Here is a 12,892-nt window from a genome sequence, read left to right on the forward strand (position 1 = left end):
GTAAATTAACCATGTTCGCGTTTGCTATCAGCATCCTGCCGGTGCTGTTCATTGGCTCCTTCTCTTATTTCACATCCTCCAGCGAAATTCAAAAAAATGTTAACGAAAGCAAAAAGGAGCTTATTTTACAAATTACCTCAAATGTAGAGCATAAGCTGAATACTGTCAACCAGACATTGAACCAGGTCGTGAATTCATCAGTGCTGAAAAAGGCGCTTAACAACCCGCTGAATGAAACCGATTTCATTTTATATAACGATATCCGTAATGAGATCCGCAATATGCAGTCGTTCGATACCCGGCTGGAGGATGTCATTCTGCTTAATCAGCGGCAGAACTGGATGATTAAGAATTCCGGGCTCTACCGGTTGAATGAATACCAGAATTACGAGCAGCTCACGAACCTGATGAACGTGGAAGGCAGTTCCTCCTGGGTGCTGAACCCCTCCTCCCTGTTCTATAGCGAAGAGAGCATTAATGTGACCGGCTGCAACTACAGCATCAGCCTGATCAAGAAGCTGCCGACCACCAAGCTGCAGAAATATGGACTGGCTCTGGCGAATATTCCGGCCTGCAGTCTCCAGGACTTCATCAACCCTGATATGCAGCCGCTGGACAGTATTATGGTATTGGATAAAAGCGGGCGGATTCTGCTGCATTCTGACCGCAATTTGATTGGAGAGCCTGCCGAGGCTGGCGGATTCACGGGCTTCCAGCGGATTGCCACTGCAGCCGAGCCGTCCGGACAATTCAAGACCCAGATGAATGAAGCGGAATATTCCATAACCTATATGCGTTCCCAGCTTAACGGCTGGATCTATCTGTCGGTGACTTCAATTGAGAGTCTGACCCGCGAATCCGGCAAAATCGGCACCTATACGGTATTCGTCTGCACGTTCATGCTGCTGCTGTCTGTGCTGCTGGCCTGGCTGGGCTCCCGGCGCATGTACACGCCAATCGAGCGGCTGCTCACTCAGATCGGACTGCGCCGGCCCGGTCTGCGGGCGGGACGTACGGATGAATTCCAGCTCATCGGCGAGCAGGTGCATTCCCTGTTCCAATCCAAGTCACAACTGGAGAAGGAGGTCAGCCAGCATATCGGGCAGGTGCGGACCTTCTTCCTTATTCAGGCCTTCGGGGGCAATCTTCGGAGACGGGAGCTGATGGAGGAGCTGGAGCAATACGGGTACCGCAAGCAAGTCGAGGAGTGGAAGACGATGGCTGTCATTACACTGAGCATCGACTTCTCGGAAGAGAGCAGCTATGAGAAAAAAGATCTCAATCTGCTGTTATTCGCGGCGCATAATATGACGCAGGAACTGGTCTCTGCGGATCACAGGCTAACCCCCGTGATGATGGGTCATGCCCTGGCTGTCTTAATCGGCAGTCACGATGAGGACACGGAAGCTTTTCACCGGATGCTCTATGCCTTGACGGAGAAGCTCCAGCAGGAGATTAATCATGTCTTGAAGCTGCAGGTCAGCATCGGGCTTAGCCTGCCGTTCCATTCTTTTGACAAAATGTCCATTGCCTACAGGGAAAGCCTGGAAGCGCTGAAGCACCGGATTACCCTGGGCAAAGGCATCATCATCCAGTACGAGAATATCAACTCCGGCAAACACTATCTCAATCTGAACTACCCGACCCATACCGAAAATGACCTGATGGATGCCATCAAGCTGGCGGACAGTGATAAGGCGAAGGAGCTGCTGCATAAGCTGTTCAAATGTGTGTTCGCGCTGGGGCTCTCGCCGCAGGAATATCAAATTCCGCTCACCCGGCTGCTGAACAACACACTTATTATGATGCAGGAATCGGGGATCACTCTGAATCAGATCTATCATGCAAGCGGATCATTGTTCGAGGAGCTGACGGATCTGCATATTGTCGCAGAGATTGAAGACTGGTTCTGGACGATAGTGATCCAGCCGGTTATCGCGATTTTTCACAGCAGGCAGAATGCCCAGTACCATAATATCTCCGAGAAGCTGATCGACATCGTCCAGCATGAGTATGATCAGGATCTGACGCTGGAGGAATGCGCTTCCCGGCTGCATTATAACGCCAACTATATCAGCAGTGTGTTCCGCAAGGAGACCCAGTATTACTTCAGTGACTACCTCACCATGTACCGGTTCAAAATGGCCAAGAAATGGCTGGAGGAGACCGACATGCCGGTGAAGGATATCGCCTCCCGCTTAAGATACAATAATTCGCAGAATTTCATCCGTTCCTTCCGCAAGCAGGAGGGAATGACCCCCGGCCAGTACCGGGACAGCTTCCACTCGAAGCCTAGAGCTGTCCAGGAGGATGATTAAGCGCGGTTGCCTCAGGCGGAGCCTTGGGCTTGCGCAGCTTTCTTTTTCTGATATATAAGGTAAGCAGTACGGCCACAATTAGCACTATACCGCCCACAGTAATGGCAATATTCTTGATATCCGGCACATATACTACAAGCCGCAGCGGCTCGGAATCAGCAAGTGAAACAGGCCAGGTTAAGGTATTGCCGTCCTGCTCCGCCGCATTATTAGGCCCGTACAGGTTATAGGGGATTGTTAATTTGAAATCAACGGAGAAGCTACCCATCAGCAGCCGGACCAGGGACTTCGGCACACTTATGCTGCCAAGGCCGTCAATAATTTCATCTGAATAGGCGTTCAGCTTAGGCTGGGCTACCACATCATATTTGGTATACAGCCACCGGTCACTCTGTCCGACCTCAGCGTCCACAATATCAAAGCCGCTGCTGCTGTTCTTCAGCTCCTCCATCGAGGCATACGATTTATGAAACTGATATTCCGTGGATTTGCCGCTTGCCGTCTTATTCAGCTCAATGCCTGCGGCGGCGAGCCGGGTGCTCAGAAGCTCCTCCACTTTGCCGCTGACCAGCTTCTCTGCCCGAGCATCCAGCAGCAGACTGAAGGCCAGATCCAGTGAGCCATCCTTCTTCACGGTCATATGGGCCGTTCCTTGCGCGCAGCCCGTGAGCAGCAGCATAAGCATGATCATAGTTAGTACAATCTTACCTGTGAATCCGTTCAAAGTCCGTTCCTTCAACCCTATTCCCTCCATCCGCTGCCTGCTTGTCCAATTGGTACTATCTCGAATTCAGCTTACCACAATTTCAGCTTTCATTGAATATTACCGCAGAAGCCCCCCGCCACCGGATGACCGGAGAGCGGAGGGCTTCTGCGCAACATTTTGTTATTTTTTCAAATGATAAGGAACGGTAGTGATAATGACATTTCTGCGGTACAGCAGATGTGCACGGATCAGAAGACTGGACTGGTTATGCAGGATATTATGCCAGCCCTTCTTCGGAATGAATTGCGGCACAATGACGGTCACCTGATAATTCGATTCGCTGGCCTTGCGCTGAACCGTATCAATGAACTTGGTCAGGGGATGGATAATGCTGCGGTATGGCGAATATAGCGTGACCAGCCGCACCTCGGGATGGAATTTCTTCCATTTCTCTTCAAAAATAGCGTCATCCTCCCGCTCGAACGGGATGTGTACCGCGATTATCTGCTGGGCCCCCAGAGACTGGGCATACCGCAGCGAATTCTCCACCACATGCGTAATTCCCGCTACCGGCAGAATAATGATATTCCCTTCAATCGCAAGCGGCGGCTCGCCGCAGGTCGTGATCCGCAGCTGGTCGGCAACCGATTCATAATGCTTATGGATGCGGTAAAAGAACAGGATAATCAGCGGCAGGAAGACCAGCACCGGCCAGATTTGCGCGAATTTGGTCAGGAAGAACATGATGGTGACGATGAAGCTGATGAGCGCCCCGGTCGTGTTGATTATCAGCTTGGGCAGCCAGCCTTCCGGCCTCTGCCGGATCCACTTGACCATCATACCGGTCTGCGAGAGCGTGAATGGAATGAATACCCCTACCGCATACAGCGGGATGAGATGCTCGGTCCGGCCCTCGAAGGCAATGATCAGAATAATCGACAGAATGCCAAGGCTGAGAATCCCGTTAGAGTAACCCAACCGGTCCCCGCGCACGGTGAACATCCGGGGAATGAATTTGTCCTTGGCCAGATTCACAGCGAGCAGCGGAAATGCAGAATATCCGGTATTCGCTGCCAGAACCAGAATTAGGGCGGTAGTCCCCTGAACGAAGTAATACATGAAGTTCCGGCCGAAGACCTGCTCGGCAATATCGGAGACAACCGTAACTTCTTCCCGCGGGGCAATGCCGTAATAATAAGCCAGGAACACAATCCCTGAGAATAACAGCGCCAGCAGGATACCCATCGCCGCCAGTGTCTTCGCTGCATTGTTCGGTGCCGGAGCCTTGAAGTTGGGAATAGCGTTCGAGATAGCCTCCACCCCTGTCAGCGCCGAGCTCCCTGAGGAGAATGCCCGGAGCAGCAGGAACAAGCTGACCCCGGCCACAGGCGTACCAAGAGAAGTATGAAGCTCAGCCGGCACATTCCCGCTCACAATATTGAACAGGCCAAGCCCGATCATAATGAACAGCGCCAAGACGAACAGATAGACCGGATACGCCAGGTAAGAGGCCGATTCTGTAACCCCGCGCAAATTCAGGGTTGTGATCAGAAGCACGAAGATAATGGCAATGGGCACGTTATACGGATGAAGACTTGGAAAAGCTGAAGTAATGGCATCCGTTCCGGCAGATACACTTACCGCTACGGTCAATATATAGTCGACGAGCAATGAACCGCCGGCCACCAGTCCCGGATATTTGCCCAGATTCTCCTTCGATACCACATAGGCGCCACCGCCTTGGGGATAGGCAAAGATAATCTGCCGGTAGGACAGAATCAGGGCCAGCAGCAGCACGAGCACCCCTACAGCGATAGGAATCGAATACCAGAAGGCCGCTGTACTGATGGTAATCAGCACCAGCAGAATCTGTTCCGGCCCGTAAGCAACCGAAGACAAGGCATCCGAGGACAGAATGGCAAGGGCTTTGGTTTTGTTCAGCTTCTGTTCGCCCAGCTGATCTGACTTGAGCGGCCGTCCAATCAGGAATCTTTTTACGGAAGACATCATCTTCACCCGACTTTTTTTAATGTTATATTACCCATGGCATGCAATAATAATCTGAACTTATAACTGGAAGGCACGCCTATATTTGCTGTGTGTTCGATACTACAGTAATCCTTTTATGACCGTCTGTATAGATGCAGATATCCTAGACAAACTGCAAATATTTAAGAATAAATGGATACTGCCGAAAGACACAGCAAACAGGACGAAGCAGGCTTTCTGCTTCGTCCTGTTTGCTTATTTCAGCTTTTTTTGCTATATTCAGCCAAATTCAGGCTTAGATAATACACTGACCGCCACTGTCTCAGAGCCAAACCTGTGTAAGCAGCTTACGCAGTATCTCTACCTGCTCCTTGCCGATCCGGGCCGTGATCTCGGCTTCAATCGTCTGTTTGATCTCCAGCATACTCCGGCAGGCCTCTGCTCCCTTCAGAGTTAGCAAGATAGGCTTGTCCCGGCTGTTCCCTTCCTTGGCCGCAGTGTCTACGTAACCCTCGGCCAGCAGATTGTTGATCGTCTTTTGTGTTCCCTGGCGGGATATGCCGATCAGCCTGCTGACCTCCGAGATGGACAACGTGCCGTGCAGCTCCAGCATCGCCAGAATATGCGTCTCCGTCTTATTCAGCGGCTCCCCGCTCATCTCGTTCACCTTGTCCCGCAGCACCTTATGCTTCTCGCTGATTAAATCGACCAGGTTCAACCCGGAGATATACTCATTCATCTGCAAGCCTCCTTCTAGAAATAGTTCATACCCCTACACCACTATATAAGGTGGGATAAGCTCAACTTAAGTTTCCCACTGAAATCCTGCATAAAATACAATAACTACCTCCTAATATCGGGCGTTATCCGCAATTTGTTGTACAGAAGGCAGCATTCCTCCTCATACAAACAGCTTAGCAGAACAATTCCTGCATTTCATGCAACAACCCTTCCGAATCCGCCAGTATCTGCCCGTCCGTCATAATTCAAGGCTTGTTCCGGCCGCCTATTTTTGATGGGCTGAGGCCTGCTAACCTTAGTATGGTGCATTTTGGATATACACAAGAGGTGGGCAAGAATATTGTCAACTAGGTTGACAATAACCATTTCCACTGCTACTATAAATGAAGTTTAAAAAACTTACATTTAAGGGAGTTCGGAACATGGGCAGCAACAAAAAAGAAGCTTTAATTTTCACCAGCATGATGTGTTTTTGCATGGTCGTCTTCATGTCTTTTTATAATGTGATTATGGTTAATGGGGTGAGCAGCAGGCTGTTCGCGGATGTGGCTGCCGGCTTGCTCCCGGCCCTTGCCGTTGCCTTGTTCTGCGATATTGTGGTGGTCGGCAGAATCGCCAAAGGGCTGGCCTTCAAAATAGTGAAGTCCTCCGCGCCCAAGATCCGAAAAGTCCTGACGATCTCGTGCTTCATGGTATGCGGGATGGTCATTCTCATGTCTCTATACGGCACACTAGCACACTACGGATTCGGAGACAACTTCTTCCGTCATTACTTCTCCGTCCTGGGACTTAATTTCATCTGTGCCCTTCCGCTGCAGCTGATCGTTGTCGGTCCGCTGACCCGCTTCCTGTTCAGCCGGATGTTTCCGGTGCAGACTGCCGCCCCGAGCCTCTGAGACTGGCGGTGACTGTCTGCACCAAGGTCGGGGCCATCGCAGCGCGCTGCCTGCGCCGGAAGAGCCGACTCGTCCTGTACAAGGCTGACCGAGAGCTTATAGGATTTCATTTGTACCAAGATGCCTCACAGCCGCTCGTGATACACACGGCTGTGGGGCATCTTTTTTGCTTTGGCGCTGAGAAGCCAATCATTCCCTGCTGTTTTGATCACAGACACCTTGGCCTAGTCGTAATATGATAAGCACATTATCATACGACTGAAGGAGCAGCTTTTGCATGAAAACGAAACAAGAATTCGATAATCTCCTGGCTTTTGCCAAGGATTTAATCAACGAGAATCTCGGCTTTTATTATGATATCAATTATGGCTACTTCCAGCCTGAGACCCACCCCATTGTGGACTTCATACGTCTTATAGGCAGACGGGTTCAGAGCCAGCTCATGCTGATGCCCGTGCTCCATGGGGAGATTGACCAGGTGGAGCGGATATTCTCGGACAACCTGTTCTTTGACGAATGGGCCGAGGTTACGCTGGACGGAAAGAGCTTCCACTTCCTGATGAGACAGATTGACAACAGCAGCCGGATTATTGACCTCGCACGTGACCTGGTCTTTCCCTCCCCCTGGATTCCCCGGAAGCTGCGCGATAGTCTGATCCGCATAGGGGAAGGCACCTTGAACGGAAGCTGGCGGCAGGATATTGGTCATGAAGTCACCCTCTGGCTCCCCCTCGGCATCTCCTTCGTAGAAGGCTCGGGACATCATTCCATAACCTCAGGTATCGCCAAGGGTGAAGGAGAGCTTTACCCTACCTCGGTGTATGACATCAGCCTCATCTATGATCATGTGTACACCGATGGCAAATACTACTACCGGACGCATGACCATTCCATCATCTCCGAGGTTCACTTCGTAGAGTGTGCAGCCATCTTTGAAATCGGCCGGATCATGGCGGCGCAGAAGATTATTTTCTGACGCTCCTGCGGGGGAGGTCAACTTGAAGGAGGGCTATGCCAAGTGCCGTAAATGCTGCTTGGCATGGCCCTTTGTCTGTTTTACGAGGCGCCCCGCTTCGCGCGCGGATTCAGAGGGATTTATCCCTTTCATTTGCTGCTCCCGCCCACTTTCGGCGGATTCAGAGGGATTTATCCCTCTCGTTTGCTCCTCCCGCCCACTTTCGGCGGATTCAGAGGGATTTATCCCTCTCGTTTGCTCCTCCCGCCCACTTTCGGCGGATTCAGAGGGATTTATCCCTCTCGTTTGCTCCTCCCGCCCACTTCTGGCGGATTCAGAGGGATTTATCCCTCTCGTTTGCTCCTCCCGCCCACTTTCGGCGGATTCAGAGGGATTTATCCCTCTCGTTTGCTCCTCCCGCCCACTTTCGGCGGATTCAGAGGGATTTATCCCTCTCGTTTGCTCGTCCCGCCCACTTCCGGCGGATTCAGGTGCACTTTTGCTCTTCCTTCCCTCGTCCCGCCGACTTCCTGGCGATTCAGGTGCACTTCTGCTCCTCCTTCCCTCATCCCGCCGACTTCTGGCGGATTCAGGTGCACTTCTGCTCCTCCTTTCCTCATCCCGCCCACTTCCGGCGGATTCAGGTGCACTTTTGCTCCTCCTTCCCTCGTCCCGCCGACTTCTGGCGGATTCAGGAGCACTTCTGCTCCTCCTTCCCTCGTCCCGCCGACTTCCTGGCGGATTCCAGGTGCACTTTTGCCCCTCCTTCCCTCGTCTCGCCGACTTCCAGCGGAGACAACACAAACTTCCTTTCAGCATGAGCAACTCAAAAAAGCCGCGAACCCGCCCAAATCGGACGGTTCACGGCTTATTCAAGTAGTTGCTCTCTGTACGAGCTGGAATTCAAGCTCCTGCTGCCCGGGCTCTGCTCCCCCCAGCTTACCGAGAATCAAATAGAGCGCATTCTGCGCCTGCGCGGCAATCGGATTATCAATCGAGGTGATCCCCAGCGTATGGGCCAGCTCCGTATTGTCGAATCCGACAATCGCCAGCTCCTCCGGCACCTTGACCTTAAGCCTGCGGGCCTCGCTCAGTATACCTGCCGCCACCATATCATTGGCGCAGAGGATGGCGTTTGGATGCTCTCCTGGACTCAGCAGCAGCCCCCGGACCAGCTCTTCGCCCTGGCGGATAGAATGGATGCCCGTCTGCGACCATTTCGGGTTCACCTCCAGATGATATTTGCGGGCAGCATCCTGGTACGCCTGTATCCGCCCGGAGGTATTCATACTGGTCGGCCTGCCCCAAGCATTGGCAATCCGCGTATACCCCCGTCCGATCACATGCTCAAGTCCCAGCATGTACCCGTCATATTGATTCATGGCAACACTCTGAATCTCCGGAAGCTGCATCCGCTGCCAGGAGACAATCGGTCCGTATTTGCAGTAGGAGCCAAGGAGCGCCTGATCGTTGACGCAGGTGCTGATCACCAGCGCATCAACTCTTTTGCGCCGCATATCCTCGAAGGCTTGCAGCTCTTTGGCCGGATCGCCCCCGGAGGTATAGATAATCGTCTGATATCCGTGCTGGCTGGCGGTCTCCACGAAGCTGTTCAGAAAAGGCAGCATCACCTCGTTGATCCCCTCCGTAACCATCCCGATCTGCATCGTCTGTCCTCTGGATAAGGAAATGGCATTGCCGTTCGGCACGTAGTCCAGCTCTTCCATAATCTTCAGGATGCTCTCCCGCGTCGCCTGACTTACATGGGGAGAACGATTCAGTACTCTTGATACCGTAGCCTTGGAGAATCCCGACAATTTGGCGATTTGATCCAGATTCGACATGATGGCACTCCTTACATATATTCTCATCTTTTAAATAATACTTGACATGTAACGCGTTACAACATTTAGCATGGAATTATGGGACATATTAATAGCTTACCATATCTGACCATAACTATAAAAAGGCGGGATAATCCATGAGTACTCCATTTCCTGAAGGCTTCCTGTGGGGCGGCGCAGTAGCTGCCAATCAATTGGAAGGCGCATATAACGAGGACGGCAAAGGCCTGTCCACCCAAGACGTAGCTCCGCAAGGAATCAAGGGTCCGATCACCGAGGTGCCTACCGAGGATAATATGAAGCTGGTCGGGATCGACTTTTACCACCGGTACAAAGAAGATGTTAAGCTTTTTGCCGAAATGGGCTTCAAGGTCTTCCGTACCTCCATCGCCTGGTCACGGATCTTCCCGAACGGTGATGAGCTGGAGCCGAATGAGCAAGGCCTGCAATTCTATGATGACCTGTTCGATGAATGTCACAAATACGGCATTGAGCCGCTGGTGACCCTCTCCCACTACGAGACTCCGCTGCACTTGTCGAAGCAGTATGACGGCTGGGTCAACCGCAAATTAGTTGGTTTCTACGAACGGTATGCCAGAACGGTATTCACCCGCTACAAGGATAAAGTGAAGTATTGGCTGACCTTCAACGAGATCAACTCGATTCTGCACGAACCCTTCATGAGCGGCGGAATTTACACACCGAAGGACAAGCTGAGCAAGCAGGATCTGTATCAGGCGATTCATCACGAGCTGGTAGCAAGTGCTACTGCGGTCAAAATCGGACATGAGATCAACCCGCAGGCCCAGATCGGCTGTATGATCCTCAGTATGCCAACCTATCCGCTGACACCTAACCCGGACGATGTGATTGCGGCGATGAAATCGGAGCATATGAACTATTTCTTCGGAGATGTTCATGCGAGAGGCGTGTATCCCGGCTATATGAAACGTTACTTCAGAGAGCACGGCATTGAGATTCACATGGAGCCTGGAGATGCTGAGATACTTAAGCACACCGTAGATTTCATTTCATTCAGCTACTATGTGAGCATCTGTGAGACCGGAGACAGCAGCAAACGCACCCAGGAAGGCAACCTGATCGGCGGCGCACCCAATCCCTACCTGAAGGCTTCCGAATGGGGCTGGCAGATTGACCCGCAGGGTCTGCGTTACGTGCTGAATATGTTCTATGACCGTTACCAGAAGCCGTTGTTCATTGTCGAGAACGGACTCGGGGCCAAGGACGAGCTGGTCACCGGCGAAGACGGCGTGCCGACCGTTAATGACGACTACCGGATTGAGTACCTGAATGACCATCTGGTGCAGGTGGGCGAAGCCATCGAGGACGGCGTTGAAGTCATGGGCTACACCTCTTGGGGTTGTATTGACCTGGTCAGTGCATCAACCGCAGAGCTAAGTAAACGCTATGGCTTCATCTATGTAGACCGCCACGACGACAATACAGGAACACTCGAGCGCTACCGCAAGAAATCCTTCCACTGGTACAAGGATGTTATTGCCACCAACGGACAGAGCCTGCAGCACAAAGGTAACTAAATAGACGTTCTACATTTAAACAGTACAGGGTTGTCCCCAAAAAGCCATGAGCAGGCGGATGGGGGCAGCCTTTTTATGATTAAAAATATTATGGAGATAACAGGCACAGCGTTTCCAACGGTCCCTTCCTGTCTCCACCCCTCCAGGAGATAACTAAAAATATATATGTTAGAGGATAGTCATAACAAGTAGCAGAAGGACCGAAGGGGAAATTTGGAACTGTAGGAGCGGTAGCGGCCGGAAGTCCAAATGTTCACCGCAGTGACGTCTTAGCTTCTTGTTAGCCCCATAACCTCAGCGCCGATAGACATTCAGATAGCTCCTTTACCATTTTGCAACTAATTGCCAGAAAGGTTGGGATATACTAGCCACAGATGAATCATAAGGAGCGTAACTCTGATGAACAAATATACATTCGGCCTGAGCGGCCTTCTATTCTTAAGCCTGGTCACCTCCGGCTGCGGTACCATGAAGACGCCCAGCGATCTGCTGCAAGCCCCGTCACAGGGTAATGCCGACGGCAACCTTACCGGTATTGTAAAATCCTTTCTGCCCGCTAGTGCGCGCTTAACTGTACCTGTGCACTCCGAATCCGGCAGCGCCATTCAATTGCAGGACCTGAACAACGACGGGCAGGATGAACTGCTGGCCTTCTACAAAACAGACAAAACCGATTACGAGATCAACACTCTGCTCCTCTCGCAGCAAGACGGCAAATGGCAGAAGCTCGCCACCCTCACCGGGGTCGGAAGCGAGCTGGATTACGTATCCTTCACGGATGTTACCGCTGATGGGGCAGCGGATCTGCTGCTCGGTTACAGCGGAGGCGAAGGACTAAGCAAAGAACTGTCTGTCCACAGCCTGAGCGGCGGCACGCTGGCAGAACTGCTCAAGCAGCCTTACGACCAGTTCGTCCTGGCTGATCTGTCCGGAGCGGGACAGACCGAGATTGCCGTGCTTCAGGGAATCTACACTACCGATACTCAGCCTGAGACTCATCTTAAGCTGCTGCAGCTTCAAGGCGGAACACTGAAGATTGTATCCGATCAAAAGCTTGACGGGAATGTGTTAGGGGCTGTGTTCGCCAAGGCGTCCCCTACCCGCAGCGCATTAATCATCGACGCCGCAGTTGGCGCGCACTCTTCCTATACTTCGCTGTTGACTTGGGAAAATGGCAAGTTTACTGATATACTGGCAACAGAAGATTATCAGCGTGCTGCGCTCGCCTCCAGTAAGGATCTGGTACTGGCCCCGCCGGCGTCCCCGCCTGATGCGCTGCTAGGCAGCAACAGCATTGCGATTAAGGACTACATGCAGACCAGCTCGGATATTAACGGCGATGGAATTATGGAGATCGCCTTCCTTGTCCCGCCCCCAGGTACGGAAGGTTTCCCTCCGCTGGCTACTCCATTCATCAGCAAATATTATCAATGGGATGGACAATCCGGCCTGAAATTCGTACAGGAGCAGTTTGACCGCTGGGGCTTCAACTTCCGGATTCCCCGGTCCTGGGCTGCCCGGACGCTGCTGGAGGTTCCTGGAGAGTCTCCGGCTCCCTGGGAGAATGTCCTCTTCAGCTACAAGAATACCGGATCTGCTGCGAAGACTCCGCTGCTGGAGCTTCGTCTGCTGACGAAGAAGGCCTGGATTGCGGCAGAGGCCAAGCTGAAGACTGAGAATAGAGAATATAAGATGCTGTATGAACTGGCCAATACCAATGATGATAGGGAGCCGACAGTGTTCGTTGCTGTATTGCCTGCTGCGGATGCAGCAGGCAAGCTACAGGGGCCTGAGCTACAGGAGTATAATCAGCTTAAGCTGACACTGGATGAGGTCGTGCAGCTGGCGGGAACACCGCAGCAACCCCGGCTATAATGAAGGAGG

General features: G+C 52.2%; 10 protein-coding genes. 5 read left to right on the plus strand and 5 right to left on the minus strand.

All coding sequences use genetic code 11. The features are described 5' to 3' along the window. Nucleotides 1–11: 11 nt before the first annotated feature. Nucleotides 12–2,318 carry an AraC family transcriptional regulator gene (locus tag KDC22_RS27940; protein ID WP_246553054.1) on the plus strand — a complete coding sequence of 769 codons (2,307 nt, stop codon included), beginning with the start codon at nt 12–14 and terminating at the stop codon, nt 2,316–2,318. On the opposite strand, the gene KDC22_RS27945 is transcribed toward KDC22_RS27940, so the two are convergent. The 3 genes from KDC22_RS27945 to KDC22_RS27955 form a co-directional block, all read right to left on the minus strand. Next, nucleotides 2,293–3,057, minus strand: a complete 765-nt coding sequence (locus KDC22_RS27945) for a hypothetical protein (protein WP_211721083.1) — start codon at nt 3,055–3,057, stop codon at nt 2,293–2,295. The genes KDC22_RS27940 and KDC22_RS27945 overlap by 26 nt on opposite strands. Before the next feature lie 147 nt (nt 3,058–3,204). Further along, entirely contained in the window at nt 3,205–5,034 is a 1,830-nt protein-coding gene (locus KDC22_RS27950; RefSeq protein WP_173131488.1) for an APC family permease, read from the minus strand. A gap of 301 nt (nt 5,035–5,335) precedes the next feature. Continuing rightward, nucleotides 5,336–5,752: a MarR family winged helix-turn-helix transcriptional regulator gene (locus tag KDC22_RS27955; RefSeq protein ID WP_211721084.1), complete on the minus strand. Its 417-nt coding sequence runs from the start codon at nt 5,750–5,752 to the stop codon at nt 5,336–5,338. Nucleotides 5,753–6,176: 424 nt separating this feature from the next. On the opposite strand from KDC22_RS27955, the gene KDC22_RS27960 reads away from it, so the two are divergent. Then, nucleotides 6,177–6,650 carry a DUF2798 domain-containing protein gene (locus KDC22_RS27960; protein ID WP_211721085.1) on the plus strand — a complete coding sequence of 158 codons (474 nt, stop codon included), beginning with the start codon at nt 6,177–6,179 and terminating at the stop codon, nt 6,648–6,650. Nucleotides 6,651–6,927: 277 nt separating this feature from the next. After that, nucleotides 6,928–7,626: a DUF6710 family protein gene (locus KDC22_RS27965; protein WP_211721086.1), complete on the plus strand. Its 699-nt coding sequence runs from the start codon at nt 6,928–6,930 to the stop codon at nt 7,624–7,626. Nucleotides 7,627–8,051: 425 nt separating this feature from the next. On the opposite strand, the gene KDC22_RS27970 is transcribed toward KDC22_RS27965, so the two are convergent. Beyond that, nucleotides 8,052–8,255, minus strand: a complete 204-nt coding sequence (locus KDC22_RS27970) for a hypothetical protein (RefSeq protein ID WP_211721087.1) — start codon at nt 8,253–8,255, stop codon at nt 8,052–8,054. Nucleotides 8,256–8,477: 222 nt separating this feature from the next. Beyond that, complete coding sequence (locus KDC22_RS27975; protein WP_211721088.1) at nt 8,478–9,449, minus strand: LacI family DNA-binding transcriptional regulator; 972 nt, start codon at nt 9,447–9,449, stop codon at nt 8,478–8,480. Nucleotides 9,450–9,586: 137 nt separating this feature from the next. On the opposite strand from KDC22_RS27975, the gene KDC22_RS27980 reads away from it, so the two are divergent. Together KDC22_RS27980 and KDC22_RS27985 are read left to right on the plus strand one after the other, a co-directional pair. Then, complete coding sequence (locus KDC22_RS27980) at nt 9,587–11,008, plus strand: glycoside hydrolase family 1 protein (protein ID WP_211721089.1); 1,422 nt, start codon at nt 9,587–9,589, stop codon at nt 11,006–11,008. 399 nt (nt 11,009–11,407) lie between these two features. Further along, nucleotides 11,408–12,883 (plus strand): FG-GAP repeat domain-containing protein, encoded by a 1,476-nt coding sequence (locus KDC22_RS27985; protein WP_211721090.1) that lies wholly within the window; start codon nt 11,408–11,410, stop codon nt 12,881–12,883. The last annotated feature ends 9 nt before the right edge of the window (nt 12,884–12,892 follow it).

The sequence above is a fragment of the Paenibacillus tritici genome (genome assembly GCF_018207515.1).
Classification (GTDB): Bacteria; Bacillota; Bacilli; order Paenibacillales; family Paenibacillaceae; genus Paenibacillus_AQ; species Paenibacillus_AQ tritici.

Coding starts and splice junctions, on each gene's coding strand:
- KDC22_RS27940 (WP_246553054.1), top strand. CDS start 12: ATGTTCGCGTTTGCTATCAGCATCCTGCCGGTGCTGTTCATTGGCTCC.
- KDC22_RS27950 (WP_173131488.1), bottom strand. CDS start 5,034: ATGATGTCTTCCGTAAAAAGATTCCTGATTGGACGGCCGCTCAAGTCA.
- KDC22_RS27955 (WP_211721084.1), bottom strand. CDS start 5,752: ATGAATGAGTATATCTCCGGGTTGAACCTGGTCGATTTAATCAGCGAG.
- KDC22_RS27960 (WP_211721085.1), top strand. CDS start 6,177: ATGGGCAGCAACAAAAAAGAAGCTTTAATTTTCACCAGCATGATGTGT.
- KDC22_RS27965 (WP_211721086.1), top strand. CDS start 6,928: ATGAAAACGAAACAAGAATTCGATAATCTCCTGGCTTTTGCCAAGGAT.
- KDC22_RS27975 (WP_211721088.1), bottom strand. CDS start 9,449: ATGTCGAATCTGGATCAAATCGCCAAATTGTCGGGATTCTCCAAGGCT.
- KDC22_RS27980 (WP_211721089.1), top strand. CDS start 9,587: ATGAGTACTCCATTTCCTGAAGGCTTCCTGTGGGGCGGCGCAGTAGCT.
- KDC22_RS27985 (WP_211721090.1), top strand. CDS start 11,408: ATGAACAAATATACATTCGGCCTGAGCGGCCTTCTATTCTTAAGCCTG.